This is a genomic window from Mesorhizobium jarvisii (assembly GCF_003601985.1).
GTDB classification, from domain to species: Bacteria; Pseudomonadota; Alphaproteobacteria; order Rhizobiales; family Rhizobiaceae; genus Mesorhizobium; species Mesorhizobium jarvisii.
Window position 1 is genome coordinate 240,113 of the sequence record NZ_QZXA01000009.1, and the last position, 24,954, is coordinate 265,066.

At 62.1% G+C, this 24,954-nt stretch carries 28 protein-coding genes; 13 read left to right on the forward strand and 15 right to left on the reverse strand.

Annotation, left to right across the window (positions count from 1 at the left end):
- Positions 1-33 precede the first annotated feature (33 nt).
- The 3 genes from D3242_RS23485 to D3242_RS23495 all read left to right on the forward strand — a co-directional run bounded on the left by D3242_RS23485 (position 34) and on the right by D3242_RS23495 (position 1,864).
- On the forward strand, positions 34-282 hold the full coding sequence (locus tag D3242_RS23485; protein WP_008875526.1) for a ParB N-terminal domain-containing protein: 249 nt from the start codon (positions 34-36) through the stop codon (positions 280-282).
- Positions 283-400: 118 nt separating this feature from the next.
- Positions 401-886, forward strand: coding sequence for an SRPBCC family protein (locus D3242_RS23490; RefSeq protein ID WP_064982782.1), 486 nt, complete (start codon positions 401-403; stop codon positions 884-886).
- A 24-nt stretch (positions 887-910) separates the two neighbouring features.
- The gene (locus tag D3242_RS23495; RefSeq protein WP_038646477.1) at positions 911-1,864 is read left to right on the forward strand and encodes an alpha/beta fold hydrolase; all 954 of its coding nucleotides are present in this window, start codon (positions 911-913) and stop codon (positions 1,862-1,864) included.
- 50 nt (positions 1,865-1,914) lie between these two features.
- On the opposite strand, the gene D3242_RS23500 is transcribed toward D3242_RS23495, so the two are convergent.
- The gene (locus D3242_RS23500; protein ID WP_064982784.1) at positions 1,915-2,943 is read right to left on the reverse strand and encodes an isopenicillin N synthase family dioxygenase; all 1,029 of its coding nucleotides are present in this window, start codon (positions 2,941-2,943) and stop codon (positions 1,915-1,917) included.
- Between the two features lie 109 nt (positions 2,944-3,052).
- On the opposite strand from D3242_RS23500, the gene D3242_RS23505 reads away from it, so the two are divergent.
- Positions 3,053-3,451, forward strand: coding sequence for a GFA family protein (locus D3242_RS23505; RefSeq protein ID WP_019857821.1), 399 nt, complete (start codon positions 3,053-3,055; stop codon positions 3,449-3,451).
- Between the two features lie 149 nt (positions 3,452-3,600).
- Positions 3,601-3,813: a hypothetical protein gene (locus D3242_RS23510; protein WP_027046779.1), complete on the forward strand. Its 213-nt coding sequence runs from the start codon at positions 3,601-3,603 to the stop codon at positions 3,811-3,813.
- A 6-nt stretch (positions 3,814-3,819) separates the two neighbouring features.
- Here D3242_RS23510 and D3242_RS23515 read toward each other — a convergent pair whose 3' ends face one another.
- Positions 3,820-4,725 (reverse strand): hypothetical protein, encoded by a 906-nt coding sequence (locus D3242_RS23515; protein ID WP_019857823.1) that lies wholly within the window; start codon positions 4,723-4,725, stop codon positions 3,820-3,822.
- A 165-nt stretch (positions 4,726-4,890) separates the two neighbouring features.
- Between D3242_RS23515 and D3242_RS23520 the strand changes: the two genes are divergently transcribed.
- The 3 genes from D3242_RS23520 to D3242_RS23530 all read left to right on the forward strand — a co-directional run bounded on the left by D3242_RS23520 (position 4,891) and on the right by D3242_RS23530 (position 7,432).
- A complete protein-coding gene (locus D3242_RS23520) occupies positions 4,891-5,763 on the forward strand; it encodes an undecaprenyl-diphosphate phosphatase (RefSeq protein WP_064982785.1) in 873 nt (290 codons plus the stop codon).
- A gap of 135 nt (positions 5,764-5,898) precedes the next feature.
- Positions 5,899-6,519: a transglutaminase-like cysteine peptidase gene (locus D3242_RS23525; RefSeq protein ID WP_064982787.1), complete on the forward strand. Its 621-nt coding sequence runs from the start codon at positions 5,899-5,901 to the stop codon at positions 6,517-6,519.
- 121 nt (positions 6,520-6,640) lie between these two features.
- The gene (locus D3242_RS23530) at positions 6,641-7,432 is read left to right on the forward strand and encodes a phosphodiester glycosidase family protein (RefSeq protein WP_019857827.1); all 792 of its coding nucleotides are present in this window, start codon (positions 6,641-6,643) and stop codon (positions 7,430-7,432) included.
- On the opposite strand, the gene D3242_RS23535 is transcribed toward D3242_RS23530, so the two are convergent.
- Positions 7,429-8,058 carry a DedA family protein gene (locus D3242_RS23535; RefSeq protein ID WP_019857828.1) on the reverse strand — a complete coding sequence of 210 codons (630 nt, stop codon included), beginning with the start codon at positions 8,056-8,058 and terminating at the stop codon, positions 7,429-7,431. The two genes, D3242_RS23530 and D3242_RS23535, sit on opposite strands and share 4 nt — an antisense overlap.
- A 25-nt stretch (positions 8,059-8,083) precedes the next feature.
- Positions 8,084-9,067, reverse strand: coding sequence for a DUF1402 family protein (locus D3242_RS23540; RefSeq protein WP_223217739.1), 984 nt, complete (start codon positions 9,065-9,067; stop codon positions 8,084-8,086).
- Positions 9,068-9,308: 241 nt separating this feature from the next.
- On the opposite strand from D3242_RS23540, the gene D3242_RS23545 reads away from it, so the two are divergent.
- Positions 9,309-10,382 carry a glycoside hydrolase family 25 protein gene (locus tag D3242_RS23545; protein WP_064982790.1) on the forward strand — a complete coding sequence of 358 codons (1,074 nt, stop codon included), beginning with the start codon at positions 9,309-9,311 and terminating at the stop codon, positions 10,380-10,382.
- Positions 10,383-10,415: 33 nt separating this feature from the next.
- On the opposite strand, the gene D3242_RS23550 is transcribed toward D3242_RS23545, so the two are convergent.
- From D3242_RS23550 to D3242_RS23565, 3 genes are all read right to left on the reverse strand, one after another.
- On the reverse strand, positions 10,416-10,604 hold the full coding sequence (locus tag D3242_RS23550; RefSeq protein ID WP_019857832.1) for a hypothetical protein: 189 nt from the start codon (positions 10,602-10,604) through the stop codon (positions 10,416-10,418).
- A gap of 432 nt (positions 10,605-11,036) precedes the next feature.
- Entirely contained in the window at positions 11,037-11,420 is a 384-nt protein-coding gene (locus D3242_RS23560) for a VOC family protein (RefSeq protein WP_064982794.1), read from the reverse strand.
- A gap of 32 nt (positions 11,421-11,452) precedes the next feature.
- On the reverse strand, positions 11,453-12,364 hold the full coding sequence (locus tag D3242_RS23565) for a LysR family transcriptional regulator (RefSeq protein WP_064982795.1): 912 nt from the start codon (positions 12,362-12,364) through the stop codon (positions 11,453-11,455).
- A gap of 105 nt (positions 12,365-12,469) precedes the next feature.
- On the opposite strand from D3242_RS23565, the gene D3242_RS33630 reads away from it, so the two are divergent.
- From D3242_RS33630 to D3242_RS23580, 4 genes are all read left to right on the forward strand, one after another.
- Complete coding sequence (locus D3242_RS33630; RefSeq protein ID WP_167470452.1) at positions 12,470-12,637, forward strand: hypothetical protein; 168 nt, start codon at positions 12,470-12,472, stop codon at positions 12,635-12,637.
- Between the two features lie 40 nt (positions 12,638-12,677).
- On the forward strand, positions 12,678-13,286 hold the full coding sequence (locus D3242_RS23570) for a class I SAM-dependent DNA methyltransferase (RefSeq protein ID WP_081296051.1): 609 nt from the start codon (positions 12,678-12,680) through the stop codon (positions 13,284-13,286).
- Positions 13,287-13,427: 141 nt separating this feature from the next.
- Positions 13,428-14,399, forward strand: a complete 972-nt coding sequence (locus D3242_RS23575; protein ID WP_064982799.1) for a DUF3592 domain-containing protein — start codon at positions 13,428-13,430, stop codon at positions 14,397-14,399.
- A 43-nt stretch (positions 14,400-14,442) separates the two neighbouring features.
- Positions 14,443-14,964 carry a hypothetical protein gene (locus tag D3242_RS23580; RefSeq protein WP_064982800.1) on the forward strand — a complete coding sequence of 174 codons (522 nt, stop codon included), beginning with the start codon at positions 14,443-14,445 and terminating at the stop codon, positions 14,962-14,964.
- Between the two features lie 96 nt (positions 14,965-15,060).
- On the opposite strand, the gene D3242_RS23585 is transcribed toward D3242_RS23580, so the two are convergent.
- The 8 genes from D3242_RS23585 to D3242_RS23620 all read right to left on the reverse strand — a co-directional run bounded on the left by D3242_RS23585 (position 15,061) and on the right by D3242_RS23620 (position 24,881).
- Positions 15,061-16,167 carry an acyltransferase family protein gene (locus D3242_RS23585; RefSeq protein WP_223217738.1) on the reverse strand — a complete coding sequence of 369 codons (1,107 nt, stop codon included), beginning with the start codon at positions 16,165-16,167 and terminating at the stop codon, positions 15,061-15,063.
- On the reverse strand, positions 16,113-16,685 hold the full coding sequence (locus tag D3242_RS23590; RefSeq protein WP_244839559.1) for a hypothetical protein: 573 nt from the start codon (positions 16,683-16,685) through the stop codon (positions 16,113-16,115). Before D3242_RS23590 ends, D3242_RS23585 begins: the two co-directional genes overlap by 55 nt.
- Positions 16,686-17,037: 352 nt before the next feature.
- Positions 17,038-20,814 carry a vitamin B12-dependent ribonucleotide reductase gene (locus D3242_RS23595; RefSeq protein WP_064982805.1) on the reverse strand — a complete coding sequence of 1,259 codons (3,777 nt, stop codon included), beginning with the start codon at positions 20,812-20,814 and terminating at the stop codon, positions 17,038-17,040.
- Between the two features lie 673 nt (positions 20,815-21,487).
- Positions 21,488-21,799: a PilZ domain-containing protein gene (locus tag D3242_RS23600; RefSeq protein WP_019857842.1), complete on the reverse strand. Its 312-nt coding sequence runs from the start codon at positions 21,797-21,799 to the stop codon at positions 21,488-21,490.
- A 106-nt stretch (positions 21,800-21,905) separates the two neighbouring features.
- The gene (locus D3242_RS23605) at positions 21,906-22,394 is read right to left on the reverse strand and encodes an NUDIX hydrolase (protein ID WP_019857844.1); all 489 of its coding nucleotides are present in this window, start codon (positions 22,392-22,394) and stop codon (positions 21,906-21,908) included.
- Between the two features lie 210 nt (positions 22,395-22,604).
- Positions 22,605-23,105, reverse strand: coding sequence for a xanthine phosphoribosyltransferase (gene gpt / locus D3242_RS23610; protein ID WP_010909158.1), 501 nt, complete (start codon positions 23,103-23,105; stop codon positions 22,605-22,607).
- Positions 23,106-23,221: 116 nt separating this feature from the next.
- Positions 23,222-24,055, reverse strand: coding sequence for a universal stress protein (locus D3242_RS23615; RefSeq protein WP_019857845.1), 834 nt, complete (start codon positions 24,053-24,055; stop codon positions 23,222-23,224).
- Positions 24,056-24,137: 82 nt separating this feature from the next.
- Positions 24,138-24,881, reverse strand: coding sequence for a competence/damage-inducible protein A (locus D3242_RS23620; RefSeq protein ID WP_038646522.1), 744 nt, complete (start codon positions 24,879-24,881; stop codon positions 24,138-24,140).
- Between the last annotated feature and the right edge of the window lie 73 nt (positions 24,882-24,954).

Genomic DNA, 24,954 nt, shown 5'->3' on the forward strand with positions numbered 1-24,954 from the left:
GGCGAGGCGGTATGTTCCGCCCGGGGAGCCAGCATGCTCAGAGTGCAAAAGGTCAAGGTCGACGACATCTACGTGCCGACCGCGCGCAAGAAGACATTGCACCCCGAGACCGTCCGCCATCTGGCCGAGGACATATTGGAGAACGGCATGAAGACGCCGATCCAGGTCCGCCACGATGGCAAGCGCCATATCCTTGTCGAAGGCCTGCACCGGCTGGAAGCGGCCAAGTGGCTCGGCGAGACCGAGATCGACGCCTACCTGGTGCAAGCCAAGCGCCATTGACTCCTCCTTCGTCCTCTCAGCATTGAAAGCCTGCCGGTAGTTTTCACTGGTCTTTGTCGGGTTGCGTTCTGTCGGCTCGTCCTTGGGACGGAAGCCAGATCAAACGCAGGAGACCGCCTTGACCACCAAGCTCGACATCGCCCCCGCCAATGACCGCGAACTGGTTCTCGCCCGCATCATCGATGCGCCGCGCGAGAACGTCTATCGCTGCTGGACCGACACCAGGCTTTTGACGCAATGGTTCGCCCCGAAGCCTTGGACGACGCCGCGCGCCGAAATGGATGTGCGCACGGGCGGTTCGAGCCTTGTCATCATGGCCGGCCCCGACGGCAATGAATTTCCGAACCCCGGGGTGTTCCTGGAAGTCATTCCGGGCAAGAAGATCATCTTCACCGATGCCTACACTCAGGCATGGGAGCCTTCGGAAAAGCCGTTCATGACCGTCGTGCTGACCTTTGAGGACGAAGGCGAGGGCCGGACCCGCTACATCGCGCGCGTCCGCCACTGGAGTGTCGCCGGCCGCGAACAGCACGAGCAGATGGGTTTTCACGCGGGCTGGGGCCAGTGCACCGACCAGCTCGAAGAGCTCGCCAAGACGCTTTGACGCCAACGCACGGAGGAGATCGATATGCCCAAGACCTTGCTTTTCGCTATTCTCGCTTCGGTCGCAGCGCTTCTCAGCTGTCCGAGCACCACAAATGCCGAGGAGGCAAAACCTGCCATGACCACCGAAACGAAATTGGCGAAACCCGAAAAATCCGGCCTGCTGCCGGTCAACGGCCTGAATTACTACTACGCCGTTTACGGCAAGGGCGAACCGCTGCTTCTCCTGCATGGCGGTCTCGGCTCCATCGACATGTTCGCCCCGATCCTGCCCAAGCTCGCCGAAAACCGCACCGTGATCGGCATCGACCTGCAGGGACATGGCCGCACCGCGCTCGGCGACCGGCCGTTCAGCCTGGAGGCGATCGGCGACGACATGGCCGATATCGTCAAGGCGCTCGGTTATCGCCAGGTGGACGTGATGGGCTATTCGCTGGGCGGCGGTGTCGCCTTCCGCATGGCGGTCCAGCATCCCGAGACCGTGCGCCGGCTTGTGTTGGTTTCGACCGGGTATGCCGCCGACGGCTTCTATGACGAGATGCGCCCGCAACAGGCGCAGGTGAGCGCGGCGGCGGCCGAATTCATGAAGGACACGCCGATGTATAAATCCTACGTCGCGGAGGCGCCGCACCCGGAGGATTTTCCGAAACTGCTCGATGCGCTCGGCAATTTCATGCGCCAGGACTACGATTTCTCGGCCGATGTTCCCAAGCTGAAGATGCCGGTCATGCTGGCCTATGGCGACAGCGACATGTACAAGCCCGAGCACGAGATCAAGTTCTACCAGATGCTCGGCGGCGGGCTGAAGGACGCCGGCTGGATGCGCGAGAACCTGTCGCAGAATCGCCTGGCAATCCTGCCCAACCGCACGCACTACGACGTCTTCTTTGCTCCCGAACTGACAGCCGCCGCTTTGCCGTTCCTCAACGGCGAGACCAAGGTGAAGAGCTGGGACGAGGTGGTTAGCGAAACGGAATGACAGCATGCCATTCCCGCCGGCTGTCTCGAGAGGGATGGCCGGCGGATTGTCTAAGAAGCTTTTGCCCGACGCGGCTGCCTGAGATGCTTGATGCCGCTCATCTCGACGAAATTCGTGGCCGCCTCCCAGAGATAGTCGCCGTAGAGAAACGGCTCGAAGGGCGCGGCGCCGCTCAGCGGCAGCGGCGCGATCTCGGCGTCGACACGCGGTTCATAGAAAAACGGGATCGAGAACCGCGCCGTCTTCGGTGCGATCACCCGGTGCCGCGTCGCCCGCACACGCCCGCCGGTCCAGCACTCCAGCAACTGGCCGAAATTGACCGCCAGCGTGCCGTTGGCGGGCGGCACGTCGATCCATTCGCCGGCGAGGTTTTTGGCCTGCAAGCCCTCGACGCCGTCCTGCGCCAGCAAGGTGACGAAACCGGAATCGGCATGCTCGCGGCCGATGATGGTGCGGGTCTCCCCTTTGTGGATCACCGAGAAGTCAGGCCCGCTGATATCGATGCCGGCATTGCCATCACGCAGCGGGTAGCGGATCAGGCGCAGCGTCGAGATGCCATGCTCGAAATACGGATCGAAGATCGTTTCCGGCAGGCCAAGCCCGCGCGCGATCGACCGCATCAGCGCGTTGCCGACCGTCTCCATCGCGCGGTAATAGTCCGCCGCTGCCGCGCGCCAACCAGGCAAGATATCTTCAGCTGGCACCGGCGTCGGCTCGCACAGCGGATCGTCGGAGGCCGAAAAGCCGGCTGCATCGGCGATATCCGGCCCCATGTCGATGCCTTCCTTGTATGAGACGGCTGTCGGCTGCAGCGGAAACCAGCCGCGATAGACATTCTTGCTGGTGCGGTCGAAATTCCAGCGCAGCAATTTCTGCTTCTCGGTGTCGGGAAGAGCGAAGATGCGCAGCAATTGCGCCCGGCGTTCCGGCATCAGCCAGGCGTCTCCGGGAAAATCCCGAACCGCCATGAAGCCTATTCCGGACGCGGCGGCCATGATGCTGATGTCGACGCGGTCGCGGCCGGGCGAGGGCGGCCCGAACAGATCCGCAATGCCGATGGTTTCGATGTCTTGCGTCACGGCTCCACCCGCATCACGGTAATCGATGAAATTGTATCAAAGCTTTTCAATTGACCCAATCCGTCCCGCCATTTACCTCGGCCGTACACTCTCGTCATGGATCACGGTGATGGCTAAACATCAGGGCGGGTGCCTGTGCGGAGCGGTGCGCTACAGCACCGACGCGGCGCCTATCAACGAACGCATCTGCCATTGCCGGCTTTGCCAGAAGGCGATCGGCGCCGCCTTCAACGCCCGCGTTCTGTTTCGCATCGATGATGTGACCATCGAGGGGCCGCTGGCGACAGTGAACACCTCGCCCGATCTCAAGCGCGGTTTTTGCCCGAGCTGCGGCACGACGATGTTTTCGCGCCGCGATTCCGCCGGCATCATCGGCATCACCACCGGCTCGCTCGACGACCCCACTTTCTTCAGGCCGCAGATGCATATTTTCACCGCCTCGAAACAGCCCTGGGTGGTGCTCGACGACGGCCTGCCGCAATATGAAGGCGCTCCGCCGCCAGGCTAGGTCTTCCTTCTCCCGCAAGGTGAAAGGGAAGGTGAGACCATGACCAAAAATTGATCCAAATCATCACGCGATAGCCGGCAAAACGTCATTGGCGGGCCATCATTGTCTTCTTATCTATGCTGCGCGGGCCGGCATCGAGGAGACGACGGATGAACGACAGCATCAGCACCCTGGACGAGCTTTTGAGCGATCCGATGGTCCTGCTTGTCATGGAGCGCGACCGTGTGCGCCCGGAACAGGTGCGCATGCTGCTCGAACGGGTGCGCAGCCGGGCGCCCGATGACGCACGCTCCGATCAGCCGGTCGTTCCGCCAGCCCATATAGTGGCCAGAAGTTGCTTCCAGCAATGGCTGCGCAGTTAGGCGCGGTCAGTTGGAGCTAGGCGGCAAATAGCTGTAATGGCTGCGGAAATAGGCAATCCTGAAGCCCAGGCGTGCGTAGTTGCGATAGGCCGGACCGTCGCGTTCCTCGTGCGGTGCCTCGATGTCGGCGACGAACAGTTTCGCGCCGGCCGCAATGCCGTCGCGCACCAGCGCTTCTCCAAGCACCGCGTCGAGATCGAAGCTCGGCGCCATGATGCCCGGCACCGGCGCTTCGATGCCGCTCCAGGCCGCGCCGTCGGCGCCGATGAACAGCGAGCGCACCGCCGCCACTGCGCTATCCCTTTTGGCCATGTAGTGATGCCAGCCCTGTCGGCCGACCAGAGCCAGCAGCCAGGGTGAGGTGGGCAGCCGGTAGCTTTTGTCGATGAAGCCGGCCCATTCGCTTGCCGATGCCTTCGTCACGCGTTCGACCGAAACCCCATCAACCGTGAAGAGCGGCTCGGACGACAGCGGTTCGGCCTCGCGGTAGATCCGCTCCCAGCCGCCCTGGCGCTGCAGGCCGCGTGCCTCGAGCCAGCATCTGAGGCGTGAGGGTTCGCTGTGTGGATTGACATAGAACCAGGGCCGCGAAATGCCGGCGGCGCGGTAGTGCGCCAGCAGCGCGTCGAGCTGGCTTTCGGAGGCCGGGCTGTCGACGCCGAAATTCTTCACGCAGTTGAAATGGACGAACGGGATCGTGGTGCAGGTGGTCCAGGCGAGGTCGCCTTCTCCCGCTATCGAAAGGCTCTGCCTTGCGGCGAAATCGGCCGGCGCGGCGGCATAGAGGTCGAGCCAGGCGTTCACCTCGGCGCGCTCGATAATACGGCTGAGGTCGCGCGAGACATCCTCGATCGCGATGGCTGGCGAGTGCGGTTCGGGCAAGGGCTGTAATTCTGACAGGGCGGTCAGCATGGCTCTCCTCCGTCATTTAACTTACAGTGTAAGATTAGCGGAGAATAATATGAACGGGCGGCTTGTCAAGCGGCGCCTTACAAATCCGTAAATAGGATTCCGCGCATCGCGAGTCTATTGCTCGCGCGGATCGCTCTTCAAGATTCTCCGACGGAAAGGCTCGACATGGCTGACATCTGCACCCAGGGCGTGGATACGGGCTTTGTCGGCCTGGGATATGCCAAGGTCGCCTTTCTCGGCCTGGTGCAAGGCATCACCGAATTGCTGCCGATTTCCTCGACCGCCCATATGCGCATAGTGCCGGCGGTACTCGGCTGGCAGGACCCGGGCTCCGCCTTCTCCGCCGCCATGCAGCTTGCCGCCCTTGCCGCCGTGATCAGTTATTTCTGGGGCGATGTCAGGGATCTCCTGTTCGGCTCGCTCGACGCGCTCACGCGGCGCGATTTTTCCGACCGGCATTTCCGGCTGGCGTCCTGGATCGTGCTGGCGACGATCCCCATCGTCATTGCCGGCGTCGCGCTATCGGGTGTTCTCAATGCTTGCAATTCGCCGCTGCGCAGCCTGAGCGTGATCGGCTGGTCGTGCATCGCCATGGCGATCCTGCTGGCGCTGGCCGAGATTTTCGCCCGCCACAAGCGCACCATCGCAGAAGCGTCGCTCGCCGATGCGCTGCTTGTCGGCGTCGCCCAGATCGGCGCGCTGATCCCCGGCGTCTCGCGCTCGGGCTCGACCCTGACGGCGGCGCTGGGGCTCGGCTTCAAGCGGGCCGAGGCGGCGCGCTTCTCGTTCCTGCTCGGGCTGCCGGCGATCGCGCTTGCGGGTCTCAAGGAACTGTGGGAACTGCACAAGGTTCATCTCGACGCCCATGGCTGGTCGGTTCTTGCCACCGGGTTGGTCGTCGCCTCGATCTCCGCCTTCTTTGCCATCTGGGGCCTGATGCGGGTGCTGGAACGCTTCTCCGCCTGGCCTTTCGTCATCTATCGCGGCCTGCTCGGCGTCGTCCTGTTGCTCGGCCTTGCGATGGGATGGCTGGCTTAGCGGGCCTAGTGTTGCGTGCCGGCAACCACTTTAGCGCATGAGTCGATCCCTCTCAGATGTGATCGCTAGGGTTGATTGACTTCGGAATGTAACCGCCCTTAACATTCTGTTAACAAAACAGATGGGTGGGGCCGGATGGCATCCTCGAAGGGTTGGCGCCGCAAGGCGAAGGGGCTGGCGGTTGCCGCGGCCGTTTTTTGTTCGGTGGCGGGTTCGGCCTATGCCGCGCCTGCCTCCATGGTTGTCGGCGGCTCGACCTCCCAGCCGATCGGCCACTATGATTTTTGCAAGATCCATGTCACCGAATGCTCGATCCGCTCGCCAGACAGCGTGCCGGAACGCCTGACCAGCAAGCTGCTGCACGATATCTCGGCGGTGAACCTCTCGGTCAACACGCGCGTCAAGCCGATGAGCGACATGGACAATTACGGCAAGGACGAGTGGTGGGCCTATCCGGACAACGGTTTTGGCGACTGCGAGGATTACGCGCTGGAAAAGCGGCGTGAGCTCAACAGCCTGGGCATTGCCATAGCCAATCTTTTGATGACGGTGGTTCGCAAGCCTGATGGCGAGGGTCACGCCGTGCTGACGGTGCGTACCGACAAGGGCGACTTCATCCTCGACAATCTGACCGACAAGGTCCGCCTTTGGAACCAGACGAGCTATCGCTACCTGAAGCGTCAGGCGAGCGACAACACCGGGCACTGGGTCTCCATTCTGGGTGGCGACGAACAACTGGTCAGCGCCGTCAAATAGTCTCGCCGGCTCCGCCGCGTCCGAGCTTGAACCTCGATCCGATCCTTTGGTGCCGGTCTTCCATCGTGCCGGCAAGTGGTGATAACCACGACAGCTGATTGAGGCTGGCATCCGCGGGCGCATGGATTTTCTGACACTTCTGAACTCGGCGCCCCTGCTTGCGGGCCTGGTCAAAGCCGCGCTGCCGCAGGCCGTCGCCGGCACGATGGCATTCAGCCAATGGTTCGTGTCGCTGCCGCCGTGCCGCGACTTCGCCTTCGAGGCGACCAGCTATCTCGTCTGCGAGGTCGATCCGAAGCTGTATTCGATCGAGCTGTTCTGGAAGGATCCGGCCGGCAAGCCATTTCAGTCGCTGCACAATCTCGACGCTGCCCAGCGCGCGGCCGGCCGCATCATGCTTTTCGCCGTCAACGCCGGCATGTATCATCCGGACCTCAGGCCGGTTGGCCTCTATGTCGAGCGTGGCCAGGAAATGGCCGGCGTGAAGACGGGATCGGGAAGCGGCAATTTTTCGCTGCAGCCGAATGGCATCTTCTACGTCAGCGGCGGCAAGGCAGCGGTCCGGGCGACCAGGGACTTCGTCAGGAACCGGCCGTCCACCGACTATGCCACGCAATCGGGACCGATGCTGGTGGTCGACGGCCAACTCCATCCGAAATTCCAGTCCGACGGCACCTCGCGCAAGACCCGCGACGGCGTCGGGGTGCGCAAGGACGGCGTCGCGGTCTTTGCCATTTCGAACGGCAGTGTGAATTTCCATGCATTCGCCCGGCTGTTCCGCGATGCGCTCGACTGCGACAATGCGCTGTTTCTCGACGGCACGATATCGAGCCTGTTCGCGCCTGCCATCGGCCGCAACGACGACTACTGGAATCTGGGGCCGATGATTGGTGTGTTCAGGAAGCGCGGCTAGGCGCGGGCGGTTCGTCTGCTCCGGAGCTTGAGCGCGATCACTGCTATGATGATCAGGGCGACCACGCCGATCGCCGCCAGCCCGAACAGGCTCGTCACGTCGAGTTCGGGGATGCTGCCGGCGCCCTTGGCAACGAGCCAACCCGGCGACAGCACGATCGGCGCCCAGATGATCGCCGACAGGATGTTGGCGATCTGGAAGCGACGCCGGTGCATGCCCATCATGCCGGCGACCAGCGGTACGGTGGCGCGGACCGGGCCGAAGAAACGGCCGACGAAAACCGCTGCAAAGCCATAACGATGGAAGAACAGCCGCGCCCTGGCGACCTCGCGGCGGTAACGGTTGAGCGGCCATTTGTGGACGACGCCGCGCCCCAGCCATCTGCCGAGAAAGTAGGAAATGGTATCGCCCAGCGCCGCCCCGATCATCGCGGCAAGAAGGACCGGCAAAGGCTGGACGATGCCGGCCCCGACCAGGCCGCCGACGATGATGAGCACCGTAGTGCCGGGCAGGAGGATGCCGACCAGCACGAGCGACTCGCCGAAGGCCAGCAGCCCGACCACGAGGCCGGCCCATGCCTGATGGTTCTCGATGAAACAAACGCTCTGGTCGATGAACGCCTGCACGCAAGCTCCTGTTTAAAAGCGTTTCTCAGCTGCCACTGTCGAGCAGGCTTCTGAGTTCGTCGAGCTTGTCATTGACGAGCCAGCCGTAATAGTTCTCGACCGGCAATTTGCGGCCCTTGACGCCGGCAAGCGCCGCGTGCAGGTCGGCCGCCCGCTGCCGGGGCTGGCCGACATTGTAGAGCGTGGCGGTGATGCCTGGATTGCCCGAGATGTCGAAGCCCTGTTCCTTGTAGGCGTCGATGGCGTCGCGCACGATCGCGGCGATGTAGACGATGCTGCGATCGGGATCCATGACATCGCGATAGATCGCCTGCGGATGATCCGGCGTCAGCCTGTCATAGCCGCTCACCTTATTGACCAGATCGGTCACCTCGAGCGCGGTCAGCGGGCTGATCTGGCCGAGGCCGAATGTCTGGCCGGCGAAGAAGGGCTGGAAGAAGGCCTGCTGGAAGGTCATCGCGTCATAAGTGACGCCGTCGACCGTCTTGCCGCGGAAATGGTCGACCCACACTTTGTCGCGGCAGCTCCACAGGGAGGCACTGTCTTTCGCCTCGGCGCAGGCCGCGAATTCCGGCCGCTGGACAAAGGTCTGCACCGGCACGCCCTTGTAGCGGAACGCAAAGTCGAGGCCGGAATAGGACAGCGCCTTCACATAGTAGGTCTGGACCGAGCCGACGGCCGTCACATTGTAGGTGTGTTCGCCGACCAGCGCGCCGACGATATGGATAGGGTCGATATCGTAGCCCGCCGCGACCTGCTTGATATGCGCCACCAGCTTCTTCTCGCGCTTCAGCAGCGCGACGATCTTCTCGTATTTTTCCGCATAGGTGGTCTTGAAGGCGCGGGTTCGCGTCGCCGATGCATCCGGGATCGGCGGCTGCGTCTCGGAGCGATTGCCAGGGGGAACGACGATCAGCGGGCTGGCATGCGCGGCCTCGGCCAGCAGGGCGCCGCCGCAGGAGAGGGCCGCGAGCAGGGGGACCAGGAGAAGCCCCTGCAACGCAATCATTGGGCGCCTTTTGTAAAAATCGTGTGGAAAATGCCTGCGGCAAACACCGCCTTCCGTCTCAACAGCCACATCATGGCACTGTCAAGGCTGGGCCGGCGGCGTCGACGGCGAATGTCTGAAACGGGTCACAGTCATGGTAAAAAACTTGATTCAAACTTTATTGGTAATTTCTCGTTCATAACTGGCCCGGTTGTCCGTCGGCCGTTGCCTTCGGTCTGTTGTGTTTTGAGTACAGGTCCAGATGCGGTTATCAGGCGCCATCAGTTTCGTGATCGCATCGCTGTGCCTCGCCGGCTGCTCTTCGACATCGGGCAAGGACGCGCTCGACGTGCAGAAGCCCTCGAATGAGACCACCAGTTCGGTGGTGCGGCCAAGCGCACCGATCGGATCCGTTCCGGTGAGTAAAGCCGGCAATGCGCGCAAGCTGGCCGAGACCGCGCCCGAGGACGGTCCTGATCGGCCCTTTGGACTGGCGGAGGAAGAAACCGTGGCGCTTTCGGCGCCCGAACTGCCGGACAATGTCGATCCGCCCATTGAACCCGCGGCCTTGGTGTCGCCGCCGAAACTCTTGTCGCGCGCTGCACCGGCGATGCTTGCCGGGCCGGTCACGCGCTACGGTTTTCGCGATGCCAAGCCGATCAATTTCGGCCGGGCCTCGCCCCGGCACCTTGCCGTGCACGGGGTCGACGTGTCGCGCTGGCAAGGCGACGTGAACTGGGAGAAGCTGCGCACCCAGGGCGCCAACTTCGCCTACATCAAGGCGACCGACGGCGGCGACCATCTCGATCCGATGTTCATGAGGAACTGGCGCAATGCCGATGCCGCCGGGCTGAAGCGCGGCGCCTATCATTTCTTCTACTGGTGCCGCACCGCCGGCGAGCAGGCCGACTGGTTCATCCGCAACGTGCCGAAGGTCGATGGCGCGCTCCCGCCGGTGATCGACGTCGAATGGAATGGCGATTCCAGCTGCAAGCGGCGCCCATCACGGGAAAAGGTGCTGGAGAAGATGCAGGTGTTCATGGACAAGCTTGAACGCCACTACGGTCAGCGCCCGATCATCTATACCTCCCCCGATTTCTATCGCGACAACCTCCAGGGCGCTTTCCTCGACTACCCGTTCTGGCTGCGCGCGGTGGCGCGGCACCCGTCAAAAGTCTATCCCGGCCGCAAATGGCTCTTCTGGCAGTATTCCGGATCCGGCCTGTCGCACGGTGTGACCGGCCGCATCGACCTCAACGTCTTCCATGGCGACGAGCGGCAATGGCGCGCCTGGGCCGGCGGCGGCGGCCGTCAGATGATGGCCGACGCGGATTAGGGTTCGCGTCGCCATTCGTTCCGGTCCTGCCGTCTATTGGAGCTGATTGCTCCCGTCATTCCTTTCCTCGCTCAGCCGCAGCTTTCTCCGCAGCGCCATGATCTCGGCAATCGCAGCATCGATCATGGTGAGAAGCGTAATCGTATCGTGCTGGGTGGGATCGGCTCTGACGTAGGCGAGCTGGTTGACGATGTCGGTGTCGTCCTCGTTTTCGTCGCTCATGACCGCTTTCCGGTTGTTATCTTCCAGACGTTCTCATTCGATCCGATCCGCCGTCAAATTGCACCTATATCACTTCGTCGTGTGAATGGTCGCCCGACCGCCCATCCAACCGGTCCGACTGCCTTATTTTGGACGACGGCGACGCGATTCGTCGAAGGTGGCAAAAGCCAGAACCGCGGAAAATGATGCGAAGCTGAACAGGACTGCGGCGATAACCATGAGGTCGTAAGTCGACACGTTCGTTCTCCCTGGGATGATAGCCAAGGAGCAAGGAGACAGCACGGGCGATGCGTCCGCGTTGATCTGGATCAACCGATGGGCCGATGCCGGCGCCGTGCGCAACAGGGGGCGACTGTGGCCGAGGCGGCGGCTGGCGGGGCGAGATGTATGTCGTCCCTTCGTCATCCTCGGCTCTATCGGGGCTGCCGCGTCCTAGGATGAAGCCGGGGGCTCGTTGATCATTGCCTCGATATTGTAGCCATCGGGGTCGAGCACGAAGCAGGCGTAGTAATTCTCCGCATAGTCGGGACGCGGGCCGGGTGCGCCATTGTCCTTGGCGCCGGCTGCCAGCGCCGACTGGTGGAACGCGTCGACTTCTGCCTTGCTGCCGACGCGGAAGGCAACATGCAGATGGGTGTGCGGCGGCGCCTCGCCGGTTCGCTGGATCTCGAACAGGCAGCCATTGCCAACATCGAAGGCCCAGAACACGCCCTCCTTGCCGAAGGACAGGCGATAGCCCAGGGGCACGAAAGCGCGTTCGTAGAAGAGCTTGCTCTTCTCCAGGTCAGCCACTTCGATGGTTATGTGATCGATCATCTGGTCCTCTGTTGCGAGTGAACCCCGTAGGCCTATGTCTGGCGCGCTTCCTGTTCTCGAATGTCCGCGGTCTGGGCCAGCACCCAATCCCTGAACACCTTGATCTTCGGGACGTTGCGGCGGCTTTCCAGGTGAACCAGCCAATAGCCGTCGCCGTCGGACCCGACGATGTCAAAAGGCTTCATCAACTGCCCCTTGGCCAACAGCGCGCTGTAGAGGTTTTGCGTGAGGATTGCAGCGCCCTTATCGGTCAGTGCAGCCATGGCGTCATAGGCCTGCCCGCCAAGCGCCGGACCAGGGATGACCCGAGCGGGATCGAAGGGCACGCCGGCTGCTTCGAACCAGATTTTCCACCAGGGATCGTTGGGGCCGCACAGCGCCACCTTGTAGAGATCCTCGGGGTGGCGGATGCCGCCGATGCTCTCGGCCAGTTTTGGACTGAGCATGGGCGTGTAGTCCGCCTTGAACAGATAGTGGGCGGTCAGGCCGGGCCATTTGCCGGTGCCGGTCCGGATCCCGATATCCATGGCCTCGCGCCCGAAATCGACCAGCCGGGACGATGTATCAACCTTCACGGCGAGGTCCGGATGCATCAGTTGGAATGTTCCGAGCCAGACGGCCAGCCAGTTCGATGCAAATGTCCCCATGGTCGTCACCGACAGCACGCCGGTCGCTCCGCCCTTTGTGGCGACCCACGCATCGGCGAGGGCCGAGAACGCGCCCGATGCATGCGGCGCCAGCTGCTGTCCGGCCTCGGTCAAGGCGATCTGCCTTGTTTTTCTTATGAAAAGCGGCGTTCCGGCGCGCTCCTCCAGAACCTTGATCTGATAGCTGGCCGCCGACTGGGTCATGCCGAGCTCTTCGGCCGCCTTGGTGAAACTGCCCAGCCGCGCGGCGGCTTCAAACACCCTGATAGCCCCTAATGGCGGTAGCTCCCAACTCATGATGCATCAATTCTCCTGATGCATGGTACGCGACGTTCGATTGGAATCCAAGGCCGCGACCAGGCATGATCTGGTCATCAACCCGAACCCGAAAGGACCACGTCAATGACCACCACCCTCTACAGCACGCTTCGTCGTCCGATGCTTGAGCTCTTCACCGTGCCGTTCAGGTCCCGCAGGCGCGGCCTGCTTGACCAGCGTTCGCTGTCGGATCATTTCCTGCGCGACATCGGCGTCCTCGACGGACACGTGCCTCCCGGCACCCTTCGCTGAAGAAGCTGTTTTGACTCACATGGATGCAAGGGAGGGCAAGATGGATGTGTTGTCGCAGGCTCTGGCGAAGAGCCGTCAAACGATCAGCGCCTATGAGGATTATGCGGATCGCTACGATGCCATCGTGCGGCATGTTCCCAACGAGAGAGAGCAGGCATCGCTGAAGCGCCTTGTGGCGATCGCCGGCACGTCAGGCCGGGTTCTGGAAGTCGGGTCCGGAGCGGGCTACGATGCGGACTTTCTGGAGGGCCTGGGCGTCAAGGTTCGCCGCACCGACGCGACAAAGCGGTTTCTGGAGCTGCAGGCCGCGCGCGGCAAGCATGGTGAGCTTCTCGATCTCCTCACCGACGATCTCGGCGGCCCCTATGATGCCGTCCTGGCGCTCGCCGTCCTGATCCATGTGCCGCGCGACCAGACCGACCAGGTGCTTGCCAAGATAGCTGGGTCACTGCGGCCAGGCGGCGCCTTGCTCGTATCGATGCGCAATGGCGACGGCGAGACATCAGGCAACTACCATACGGTCTTGTGGCGCAGGGACGACTTCGCCGCCCGTCTCGAAGCCGCCGGGCTGATCCTTCTCAGGGACGATTTCAACATTGGCCGCAACACCGAGGAATGGAACACCTTCCTGGCTGTGAAGCCGGCATGAAGGGATCTTGTCCTTCTCCCGCAAGGAGAATGAGAGGGCGCGCGTTACGCCCGGTCGCTCATCTCTCGACTTTGCGAATAAGCGAGACATTGCCGCCGTGGTGCTGTCTAGTGCCTGTTCCTGCACTCCGGGGGGATCAGGGTGGAGCTGGAACTCAAATTTCTGCTTGTCGACTTTGCCTGCGCGGTCTCCGGCATGCTGTCGCTCATCACCTTCGTGAAATGGCGAGAGGTGCAAGCGCTCAGCCGCTGGTTGCCGACGCCGGGAAAGATCATCTCGTCGCGCGTCGAGGCGCGTGAGGTCAGAAGCTCGGGCTCTGGTTCGGACAGCACCGATACCACGGAGATGCGGAATTTTCCGGCCATCACCTTCGAATACAAGGTCGGCGGCAAGAAATTTCAAAGCTCGCGCTACAGCGTGAAGGAGAATTTGGGGAACTTCGAGGTCCGCGAAACCCTTGCGCAGTTTCCCCGCGGCGCGGAGGTGACCGTCTTTTACAATCCGGCCGATCCGAGCAAGGCCGTGATCGAGCGCACCATGCCGGACGGCGCCTTCAAGTTCATGTTCCAGCTTTCGGCCGGGTTGGTGATCGGCACGGCGGTTCTGGTGTTTTCCATCGGCGGCGTGCTCGAGGCGATCCGGCCACATCTAGCCAAGCCGCAGAATCTCGGTGCCGCGGCATTGTTGCTGTTCATGGGCCTGTTCGCGCTACGCATGGGCTTCGCCCAGAAATCGCTTGCCGAGCAGGCGGCAAAATGGCCGGTCGCCCCCGGCCGCATTGAGTCCTCAGGTCTGCAGGCGCTGCGAAACTATAGCAGCTATCGACGCTGGCGCACCGTCTTCAAATCCCGCATCGTCTACAGCTATGGCGTCGCCGGCCAGCGCTACAGCGCCGACCGCGTCACCTTCGGCGCCACGGTCACGGCTTCGCTGCCCGGCCTCGTCGGCGGTCAGGCGCGAAACTATGTCGAGGGCAGCAAGGTCGACGTGCATTATGACCCCGTCAATCCTGGCTCGGCGGTGCTCGAATGCCGGGTGCGCGGGCTCTGGCTGCTGTGGGTCTGTGCGGCAGGATTTCTCGGCGGCGCTGCCTTTCTGGTCGGGCTGGTGTGAGGACAGGCTTTTGGCTTCCACAACGCTTTCCCGGAGATATCCTGTGATCCTTCGCAAACTGGCTTTCGTTTTCCTGGGCCTGCTCGGCCCGATCCAGATGGCGAATGCCAAGGAATGCCTGCTGAGCCACGCCACCTACCGCGAGCCGCGCTCGGGCGCTGTCCTGCAATTCCGGCCACTGGACAATGAGCCGGCGGCGCTGACGGCGCAGGTGTTCTCGCTGAGCGTACCCAACACCGACAAAAACCTGCCGGCCGACATCACCTGGACCAACGGCAAGAATTCCTTTCCGCTCGGCACCATCCGCCACGCCTGCACCGACGACGATCGCGAAGCGGGCCTGCAGGATGGCAGCGGACTGTGCAGGATATGGGAAGGTCAGGTCTATGCCTTGACCGGCGGCGGGGCCGAACAGTTGAATTCGCGCGAAGCGACACCGGCGCCGAAAGGGCTGCTGTTGCCCGATTTCGGTGTGGCTTTCACCGAATGGGCCGATTTCGCCAACGCCAATCCGGACGGCTCGGCCTGGGATGCCTTCACTCTGACAGGATGCGGCGATGGCTAGCGCCGTGAGATCGATCAGTTCGCGTTGCGTGCAGGCGCCTAGAACAGTGCTCCTGCCGCTGCCGACCCACCTCCTGGCCCGCCCCCGGAGGTTACGCTAAGTCCGCGCCACTGGGCGGTTCCTTCTGGCGTACGCCGATCCAGCTGATGCGATGTGATCGATGGCAGACGTCAAACCGCGGATAAGCGGCTTGCGTAGCGGCGTTTCGACAAAACGCCAGATCAAGAACGAGGCAAGGAGCACCGCGAGCAAAACGACAAAGAACGCAGCGTTCTTGCCGATTAATGGGGCCAGTGCGTTGAGAGAGAGATAACCTATGTACTGGTGCAAAAGATAAAGTGGGTAAGTCAATCCGCCGAGCATCAGAACGGTTTTCGAAGGGGCCACGAGGGAGCGGATCAGGAGTGCACCTGCGAAAATCCCAAAGACAAATCCATTGGCGACCAAGAGAGCGGGATAGGGAATGGCCATTCCGTAATGTTCCTGCATCCAGCCCTGATTGAATGTGATTGTCTGGCACGACAACAGGAATGCTGCGACGAGAAGGATGAGCGCCGCCGGCGAACGACCTTTTGCGACGACCTGTTGAGCCAAAATACCGACGGCAAAAAAAGGCGCGTAGCTCGTGATAAGCAAAATTCGTATCGCCGTGTTCCCGAAGAAGAGCTCATTTCCTGCCGAAATCACGAGCCAGATGGCAACGATCGGTAACTTCCAACGCTGGAAGGCACCCGCAAAAATAAGCGCCGCAACCCAGCCATAGAATACGATCTCGAGCATGATCGACCAATAGACACCATCCATGGACGGCCTGCCGAATGCGCGGGCGAACATGGAAAGATTGGCGACATAGGTCGAAAAATTCGTCGGAAATCTAGGGTTGTTGGCGATTGAGAGAGCGACAAACGTCAATGTCATGCAGAGCAGAAATCCAGGATAGAGCCGCACGAAGCGCGCGACGGCGAAATCCTGCCACTTTCGCCCCTCAGCCGACCACGTGATGACAAAACCGCTGATCAGGAAAAACAGGCTGACACCGAGATAGCCATAGATGGCAAACGGGGCAGCCGCAGGATATCCAGCGTCGATATCTCCGGTAATCGGCCCCCGATAAAGGTAGTGAAAGCACACAACCGCCAAGGCTGCGATCAATCGCAGAAGGTCGAGTGATGCCAGGCGCGATGAGTTGGTGTTGCCAACCATTTCCATTGCCCCTCTTCGCCGTACAGGACCCTTTGACCCTGACCAAAAGCCTGGTCCCAAGGCTTCAGCGTCACAGAGAGAGGTCTATCGAGCGCGTATCGATAGTGCTTGTCGCTTCGGGCTAAATCATCGTGCGTTTGCATGAGTTCGGCCCCGCCAGAACGGGACTGAAGGTTCACAACGCTCTCAGAATAAAATGCGCGTGACGATATCACCGTGACCGCTTGAAGCCGATCAGGGTCAGGGTAAGAACCAATTCCGTGCCGGCTCTTGACCGCGCGCATGTTCAACAATGTCAACAACGCATAGACCAGCCCAGGCAAGGTCTTCAGCCGCTTTCGGATGTAGACCGCCATTGCAACGTTCCATACAACCGGAGCAAGCGCGAGCCCTATCGCGGCACCCAATGGGCCGTAGATCTGTATCCCGATAACGCAGCCGATGACGCCAATAGCCGCGCCCACCATCATCGTCCCAGCGGCCGCCCTCTTGTTCCCAGTCATGGTCAAGAGATTCAATTGCGGTCCGCATAAGGCCACGAATACGTACCCAGGCATGAACACCCGGGCGATGGGCGCCCCTGTACCGAAGTCGTCACGCACCAGCTCTAGAGCGGTCGAACAATCACTGGCAAAGGATTGCCCATTGCCAGTGCGACCCCTCCGGCTGGTTCCGAGCGCTCACCCCCGGCTTCAGCCTAGACGTGAACCAGGAGGCCCCGACATTGATCCAGGCCTCCTGCCTTTTTCCGTTTGCTCACCTCTCAAAAACGAGGGTGAGCAAACTTCGTGTGTCGAATGAGCAGTTTACCTTTACGTCGAGCGAGATACAGTGACGCGTCGTCAGTCAGTCAGGGCGCGCTTCAAATTCTCAGCTGCACCCGCTTGTGGCGCCGCACGTGTCGCACTTCTCGCAAGTCCCGTTCCGCACCATCGTGAAATTCTGGCACTCGGAGCAGGAATTGCCGGTGTAGCCTTGCAGCAGCGACTTGGCGCGGCGGTCGGCGGCGAGTTTCTTCGCCTCGGCGGCTTCGTTCGCTGCCGCGTCGGTGAACAGCGCCGCCGTGGTGTCCGAAGTCTCCGAAACCGTTTCCTCGAAGGCGATGTCCTCGGCCAGTTCCTTGGCCCGCTCCTCATAGTCGCGCTTGTAGGCGACCGCCTCGTCGCTGGCCGGCTTCAGCGCCAGAACGTTGGAGCCGGAGAAGGCGGTGGGTGCGGAGCGGGCAGGGGTGCCGGCGGCGCCGGCAAAGCCTTTCGGCTCGTTGCCGATGGCCCTCGACACCAGCTTCACCGGCGAACCACGGGTCAGGCCCTTGGAGACGGCGTCGGTCTTGCCTTCGCTGATGCCGCGACCAAGCGCGGTGTTGGAGAAGTCCGACTGGTCGACATGGGCGAGGTCGTTGCGGCCGAGATAGGAGATGGCCAGTTCGCGGAACACGTAGTCGAGGATCGACGTCGCGCTCTTGATGGCATCGTTGCCGATGACCACGCCGGCCGGCTCGAACTTGGTGAAGGTGAAGGCGTGCACATATTCGTCGAGCGGCACGCCGTATTGCAGGCCGAGCGAAATGGCGATGGCGAAGTTGTTGAGCAGGCCGCGCAGCGTGGCGCCTTCCTTGTTCATGTCGATGAAGATCTCGCCGAGGCGGCCATCATCATATTCGCCGGTGCGCAGGAAGATGGTGTTGCCACCGATCTTGGCCTTCTGCGTGTAACCCTTGCGGCGGCCAGGCAGCTTTTCCTGCTCGCGCGACACGCGTTCGATGATGCGCTCGACGATGCGTTCAGTGATCTGCGCAGCACGCGCCGCCTGCGGCGCCGCGATCAGCTGTTCGACGGCCTCGTCCTCATCCTCCTCGCCATCGGCGAGCAGCGAGGCGTTGAGCGGCTGCGACAGCTTCGAGCCGTCGCGGTAGAGGGCGTTGGCCTTCAGCGCCAGCTTCCACGACAGCATGTAGGCGCCCTTGGCGTCTTCCACCGTCGCATCGTTGGGCATGTTGATGGTCTTGGAGATGGCGCCCGAGATGAAGGGCTGTGCCGCCGCCATCATCTGGATGTGGCTGTTGATCGACAGCGAGCGCTTGCCGATCTTGCCGCAGGGGCTGGCGCAGTCGAACACGGCGAGATGTTCGGCCTTGAGGAAGGGTGCGCCTTCCAGCGTCATGGCACCGCAGACATGGATGTTGGCAGCCTCGATGTCCTTCCTGGAGAAGCCCATCGCTGGCAGCATCTCGAACGAGAAGTCGTTGAGCTGCTCGTCGGTGAACCCAAAAGTCTCCTTCACCCAGTCGGCGCCGAGCGTCCACTGGTTGAAGACGAACTTGATGTCGAAGGCCGACTTCAGCGCCGCATTGAGCGCGGCGATCTTGTCGTCGCTGAAACCCTTGGCCTTGAGCGAGCCGGGGTTGATGCCGGGCGCCTGGTTGAGATTGCCGTGGCCGACCGCATAGGCCTCGATCTCGGCGATCTGGCTCTCGGAATAGCCGAGCGTGCGCAGCGCTTCCGGCACGGCACGGTTGATGATCTTGAAGTAGCCACCGCCGGCGAGCTTCTTGAACTTCACCAGCGCGAAATCGGGCTCGATGCCGGTGGTGTCGCAATCCATGACTAGGCCGATCGTGCCGGTCGGCGCGATCACGGTCGCTTGCGCATTGCGGTAGCCATGCTCCTCGCCGAGCTCGATGGCGCGGTCCCAGGCGGCTTTCGCATGCTCGGCAAGCGCCTGCTGCTTGAGGTCGGAAGCGACCAGCGGCACCGGGTTGACGGCGAGCTTCTCATAGCCGTCCTTGTCGCCATAGGCGGCGCGGCGATGGTTGCGCATGACGCGCAGCATGTTCTGGGCGTTGCGGTCATAGTCGGGGAAGGCGCCGAGTTCGGAGGCCATTTCCGCCGAGGTGGAGTAGGCAACACCGGTCATGATCGCGGTGAGCGCTGCGCAGATGGCGCGGCCCTCGTCGGAATCATAGGGAATGCCCGAGGTCATCAGCAGGCCGCCAATATTGGCGTAGCCGAGGCCGAGCGTGCGGTATTCGTAGGAGAGCTTGGCGATCTCCTTCGACGGGAACTGCGCCATCATCACCGAGATTTCGAGGACGATGGTCCACAGCCGCACGGTATGCTCGTAGGCGGCGATGTCGATCGTGCCGTCGGCATTGCGGTAGGGCAAAAGGTTGATCGAGGCGAGGTTGCAGGCCGTGTCGTCGAGGAACATGTATTCCGAGCACGGGTTGGAGGCCCGGATCGCGCCGGCCGAAGCGCAGGTGTGCCAGTCGTTCATTGTCGTGTTGAAATGCAGGCCCGGATCCGCCGACGCCCAGGCGGCGTAGCCGATCTTTTCCCAGAGGTCCCTGGCCTTCAGCGTCTTCAGCACCTTGCCATCCTTGCGGGCGGTCAGGTGCCAGTCGGCATCGTCCTCGACGGCGCGCAGGAAATTGTCCTTCAGCGACACCGAATTGTTGGAGTTCTGGCCCGAAACGGTCAGGTAGGCATCCGAATCCCAGTCGGTGTCGTAGGTCTTGAACGACATCGACTTGTAGCCCTGCTTGGCGAACTGGATGACGCGGTAGATGTAGTTCTCTGGCACGGCCGACTTCTTGGCTGCCTTGATCTCGCGCTTCAGCGCCGTGTTGATGGCCGGATCGAAGCAGTCCTCGCCATTGCCTTCGCAATTGATGCAGGCCTTCATGATGGCTTCGAGATGTTTCTTGACGATCTTCGAGCCGGTCACCAGCGAGGCGACCTTCTGCTCTTCATTGACCTTCCAGTCGATGAATTCCTCGATATCGGGGTGATCGGCGTCGACGATGACCATTTTGGCGGCGCGGCGCGTCGTGCCGCCCGACTTGATGGCGCCGGCGGCGCGGTCACCGATCTTGAGGAAGCTCATCAGGCCGGACGAGCGGCCGCCGCCCGACAGCTTTTCGCCTTCGCCGCGCAGCAGCGAGAAGTTCGAGCCGGTGCCGGAGCCATATTTGAACAGGCGCGCCTCACGCACCCACAGATCCATGATGCCGCCCTCGTTGACGAGGTCGTCCTGCACGCCCTGGATGAAGCAGGCATGCGGCTGCGGGTGTTCGTAGGAGGACTTCGACTTGGTCAGCTTGCCGGTGAAGGGGTCGACATAGAAGTGGCCCTGGCTCGGACCGTCAATGCCGTATGCCCAGTGCAACCCAGTGTTGAACCATTGCGGCGAATTCGGCGCGACACGCTGAGTGGCCAGCATATAGGCGAGCTCGTCGCGGAAAGCCCGCGCGTCTTCCTCCGACTTGAAGTAGCCGCCCTTCCAGCCCCAATAGGTCCAGGTGCCGGCCAGACGGTCGAAGACCTGGCGGGCGTCGATCTCGGAACCGTAGCGCTCGGCTTCCGGCAGCTTGGCCAGTTCAGCTTCGTCGGCGACGGAGCGCCACAGGAAGGAGGGGACGTCGTTCTCCTCGACCTTCTTCAGCCGCGCGGGCACGCCGGCCTTGCGGAAATATTTCTGCGCCAGGATATCGGCGGCGACCTGGGAGAACTGCGCCGGCACATCGATGTTGTCGAGGCGGAACACCACCGAGCCATCCGGATTCTTGATCTCGGAAAGCGCCTTGCGGAATTCGATCTCCGCATAAGCCGATTGCCCTTGCTTGGTGAAGCGACGCTCGATGCGCATTGGTCCGGTCCTTTTGTCTATATATAGCGCTTTTCCCCAGGGATTTCTCCCCCTGATGCGAAACGCGCATGTCCGCCGTCTGCCGGCGTTCGAAAACGGCCGGCTCTCCATTCCGCGATCTCCCCCAGCATTTGCAGCCTGGGCTTCTCGTGAAGCCCCTGTCACAACGCGCCGGCGAACCCCGCGGGTCCCTCAAATCTGATTTTTTCGATTCCCTCACTCGAGGGAAATTCACACTATCTAGCGTCGAACCTACCTGCAAACACTAAATATAGTATTAACAGACAATTTATTCCAGTCCGACAATTCTCCCTTTCGTCGCCCCACCACCCCACAACCCCAACGCTTCCGCCGGCCTCGTAAACGGGCGGAAATGCGGGCAAAAACGCACATAATCCGGGAAAAAGACCGGGCTCAGAACTTTCCGGTCGCGCTCTCAACAGGAGCACATGGCCTATAAAAGGCGACTCGTTTTGCGCCGTCAAGGATTCGTTTGCGTAGCTTTTGTGACCCCAACATCTTGTGTGTCACACATGTGGATAACGGGGATAGAACTGCGCCGCCGCGATTGCCGTTTCGACCGGCGGATCTGCGGCCTTTGACCGCCGGGAGGCGTCCGTCGTGAGCAAATCTGGTCGGCCTCGAAAGCCCTGTCGGGCCGATATGCCAGATATCAGCCGTAATGCAGCTTCGGCTTCGGCTCGGTGCCAGTGAATTGTACGCCGACCCGGTCGTTGCGGCGCCAGCGGACCTCGCAGCGATAGGCGACGCCGTCGAGCGGCACATAAAGCAGGAAACGATCGGGCACTCGCGCCTCGAGCGGTATTTTCAATTCGGCGCCGCCCGCATGCTGGTTGCGCAGCATCACGGCGATTTCCGAGTTTTGAATCCCGGTGATGACGGTTCCACCCTTGAGCACGCGTGGACGGTGCTCGCGCTCGGGCTCGCCGGTATGTTGCTGAAGTGGGTCTACAGGATTCGCCATAATCAAACGCCAGAAAGGCCGATTCTTAGCGAATAAGGATTAGCAAACCTTTCATGCTCGACACATCACAGGGTTGTGAATCTGCCCTGGAGAATGCCGAGGTCACCTAGGAGAATCTGTGCGGGTCGGCGCAGAAATAGGCGATGATCTGGCAAAGGTCCGGCTCATTGATCATACGCACAGCTTCGCTGGAATTGACCCATTTACGGGTGCGGGAGTGCTTTTCCTTCCAGCGGTCGGCGATCTTGTCGACGTGCAGCGGAAACACCAGCACTTCGCAGGGCACTTCTTCACCCGAAGCCAGAACCTTGGCATAGAAGTAGCGGCCGGCTTCGAGATGCGAGACGGTTCCGCGCAATCCGGCTTCCTCGCCGGCCTCTCGCGCCGCCGCCTCGCAGAGCGGCTCCTTGGCTTCCGGCCAGCCCTTCGGCAACACCCAGCGGCCCGTGTCGCGGCTGGTGATCAGCATGATCTCGACGCCATTCCCGGTATCGCGCCAGGGCAGCGCGGCAACCTGCAGACGGCACGGCGCGGTGCCGAAGAGTCGCCGGACCCTTTCGGCCAGATGGTTGTGCGTCGTTGGCCTTGTCAACATCGGAGAAGCTAGCCCCAGCCTCCAGAATCGTTTGCCGCCTTACGAATCTTACGGCTAATTCTGACCAATAAAAGTAAAAACTTTGATCAGCCTAGCCGATTCCCGCCAATAGAGGTCGATTTCACAGGATATCCTGTCCCGGGGAGGCCGCCCACGGAAGCAAATATTGTCGTCGGTGGCGGCTTAGTTGGAAAAAGCGCGTGTCGCGAATCAGCCGGCGTGGTCGTCGGCGATCGGCTTCTGGTAGGTGAAGCCCATGTCCCAGGGGAAATAGATCCAGGTATCCTGGCTGACCTCGGTGACGAAAGTATCGACCAGCGGCCGGCCCTTCGGCTTGGCGTAGACGGTGGCGAAATGCGCCTTGGGCATCATTGCGCGCACGATGCCGGCGGTCTTGCCGGTGTCGGTCAGGTCGTCGATGATCAGTACGCCGGCGCCGTCGTCGGCGAGCAGTGCCGGCGTAATCTCCTTCAGCACCTGCAACTGCCCTTGGCTGGTGTAGTCGTGGTAGGAGGCGACGCAGACTGTCTCGATGACGCGGATGCCGAGTTCGCGTGCGATGATCGCCGCCGGAACCAGCCCGCCGCGCGTGATGCAGACGATCGCCTTCCATTGCCCCTTGTTGGCGCCGGAAAGCCGCCAGGAAAGCGCGCGGGCGTCACGATGGAACTGGTCCCAGGAGACCGGGAAGGCTTTTTCGGGAAGGGACATTTTTCGCGCACTCCACAGCACGCGAAGACCGCGTGCACAAAAACAGGGGAATGCGCGCGGAATTAACTGGAAAGCCTCGGCCTTGGCAAGGGCGGCTGGCAGCGATGGCTGTGGACTTATCGCGACAGGAAGGCCGCTACCTGTCCCGTGCGCAGCACCGTGCGCGTCACTCCGCCGAACAGCAGCTGGCGCAGCCAGGAGTGGCTGTAGGCGCCAAGCACCAGCAGATCGGCGCCGGTCTCGGCGACCCTGTTCTGGATCATGTCGTCGACCGAGGTGCCGCCCGATTTCTGCACCGAGACGCTGACATTGGCGCCGTGGCGTGACAGCGCCGACGCGATTTCGGCGCCGGCGGCCTCTGGGCTTTCGTCGAACGTATCGGGCGGATCGATGACCAATATGTCGGTCTTCTCGGCCTCGATGATGAAGGGCAGGGCGTCGAAGGCGGCGCGGGCGGCCTCCTTGCTGCCGTTCCAGGCGAGCAGGACACGTTTGAACGTGGTGACCAGCGGACCGGCACTCGGCACCACCAGCACCGGCCGGCCGGCGTCATAGACCAGCGTGTCGACATCGGCGCTCGGATCGCCGCCGGTTTCGCGCTGGGCGGCAATGATAAGATCGGCGGCGCGCACGCTTGAAATGCCGGTCAACGCGCTGTCGCCGGAGAAGCTCTCCAGGCTGCGCCACTCGAAGGAGAGGCCGGAATCCTCGATGCGCCTGAGGAAGACGGCCTGCAGCTTGTCGGCCCGCTCCCGGCTCATGTCGGCCGAGACCTGCAGGAACTCGGTATCGGGAAAGCCGGTCGCCGACGTGTAGGGCACCGGAAGCGCCTCGGCGTGGATGCCGATCAGATGGCTCTCGTAGCGGTTGGCGAGCGGAATGGCGCAGTCGAGCACGCGCTCGGCGTCCTGCTCGTTCTGCAGAATGGCAACGATGGTCTTGAAGCGCATGGTGATCCCTCAATCTGGCGAGTGTTTGAACTCGCGTGAAAGCAACGCCGGCGCGCCACGCTTTGTTCCGGCCAGAACCGGTTCAACTCGCCTTGGCGGCGAAACCCGCCACCATTGCCTCGACATCGGCACGCGCGGCGTCGAGGACCTCCTGGCTGCGGGCGCGAACGACCAGTTCGGTCCAGAACTTGCCGTCGCCATACTTTGGATAGGAGCCGATGATCGTATCCGGGTGCGCTTTCTGGATCTCACCCAACGGCCCGCCGACAAGGCCTTCGCCGAACGGACAGTGCACCGTCGCCGACAGCATCTTCGTGCCGGTCTTCAGCGTCGGCACGACGTTGTCGAGCATGGCCTGGAAGATCGAGGGCACGCCGGCCATGACGTGGACGTTGCCGATGCGAAAGCCGGGCGCTACCGACACCGGGTTATCGATATGGTCGGCGCCGCGCGGCATCCGCGCCATGCGCTTGCGTGCCTCGGTGTATTCGATACCGCGCGCCGCATAGCTTGCCTCCAGCAGCGCATAGGCCTTGGCATCGTATTCGCAGGGCACGCCGAACGCCTTGGCAATCGAATCGGCGGTGATGTCGTCATGCGTCGGGCCGATGCCGCCGGTGGTGAACACATAGGTGTAGCGCGCACGCACGGCATTCACCGCCGCGACGATCTCGTCTTCCTCGTCGGGAACGATGCGCACTTCCTTGAGGTCGATGCCGACGGCCGTCATGATGTCGGCGAGGTGGCCGATGTTCTTGTCCTTGGTGCGGCCGGAGAGAATCTCATCGCCGATGACGAGCATGGCGGCGGTAACGATTTCGGTCATGGAGGGCTCCGGCAGGACGGGTCGCTTGAAATAGCGCGGCGCGTGGCTATCGGCAATGCCACCTCGGCGGTGA

Coding starts and splice junctions, on each gene's coding strand:
- D3242_RS23485 (WP_008875526.1), top strand. CDS start 34: ATGCTCAGAGTGCAAAAGGTCAAGGTCGACGACATCTACGTGCCGACC.
- D3242_RS23495 (WP_038646477.1), top strand. CDS start 911: ATGCCCAAGACCTTGCTTTTCGCTATTCTCGCTTCGGTCGCAGCGCTT.
- D3242_RS23505 (WP_019857821.1), top strand. CDS start 3,053: ATGGCTAAACATCAGGGCGGGTGCCTGTGCGGAGCGGTGCGCTACAGC.
- D3242_RS23510 (WP_027046779.1), top strand. CDS start 3,601: ATGAACGACAGCATCAGCACCCTGGACGAGCTTTTGAGCGATCCGATG.
- D3242_RS23515 (WP_019857823.1), bottom strand. CDS start 4,725: ATGCTGACCGCCCTGTCAGAATTACAGCCCTTGCCCGAACCGCACTCG.
- D3242_RS23520 (WP_064982785.1), top strand. CDS start 4,891: ATGGCTGACATCTGCACCCAGGGCGTGGATACGGGCTTTGTCGGCCTG.
- D3242_RS23525 (WP_064982787.1), top strand. CDS start 5,899: ATGGCATCCTCGAAGGGTTGGCGCCGCAAGGCGAAGGGGCTGGCGGTT.
- D3242_RS23530 (WP_019857827.1), top strand. CDS start 6,641: ATGGATTTTCTGACACTTCTGAACTCGGCGCCCCTGCTTGCGGGCCTG.
- D3242_RS23540 (WP_223217739.1), bottom strand. CDS start 9,067: ATGATTGCGTTGCAGGGGCTTCTCCTGGTCCCCCTGCTCGCGGCCCTC.
- D3242_RS23545 (WP_064982790.1), top strand. CDS start 9,309: ATGCGGTTATCAGGCGCCATCAGTTTCGTGATCGCATCGCTGTGCCTC.
- D3242_RS23550 (WP_019857832.1), bottom strand. CDS start 10,604: ATGAGCGACGAAAACGAGGACGACACCGACATCGTCAACCAGCTCGCC.
- D3242_RS23560 (WP_064982794.1), bottom strand. CDS start 11,420: ATGATCGATCACATAACCATCGAAGTGGCTGACCTGGAGAAGAGCAAG.
- D3242_RS23565 (WP_064982795.1), bottom strand. CDS start 12,364: ATGAGTTGGGAGCTACCGCCATTAGGGGCTATCAGGGTGTTTGAAGCC.
- D3242_RS33630 (WP_167470452.1), top strand. CDS start 12,470: ATGACCACCACCCTCTACAGCACGCTTCGTCGTCCGATGCTTGAGCTC.
- D3242_RS23570 (WP_081296051.1), top strand. CDS start 12,678: ATGGATGTGTTGTCGCAGGCTCTGGCGAAGAGCCGTCAAACGATCAGC.
- D3242_RS23585 (WP_223217738.1), bottom strand. CDS start 16,167: ATGGTTGGCAACACCAACTCATCGCGCCTGGCATCACTCGACCTTCTG.
- D3242_RS23595 (WP_064982805.1), bottom strand. CDS start 20,814: ATGCGCATCGAGCGTCGCTTCACCAAGCAAGGGCAATCGGCTTATGCG.
- D3242_RS23600 (WP_019857842.1), bottom strand. CDS start 21,799: ATGGCGAATCCTGTAGACCCACTTCAGCAACATACCGGCGAGCCCGAG.
- D3242_RS23605 (WP_019857844.1), bottom strand. CDS start 22,394: ATGTTGACAAGGCCAACGACGCACAACCATCTGGCCGAAAGGGTCCGG.
- gpt (WP_010909158.1), bottom strand. CDS start 23,105: ATGTCCCTTCCCGAAAAAGCCTTCCCGGTCTCCTGGGACCAGTTCCAT.
- D3242_RS23615 (WP_019857845.1), bottom strand. CDS start 24,055: ATGCGCTTCAAGACCATCGTTGCCATTCTGCAGAACGAGCAGGACGCC.
- D3242_RS23620 (WP_038646522.1), bottom strand. CDS start 24,881: ATGACCGAAATCGTTACCGCCGCCATGCTCGTCATCGGCGATGAGATT.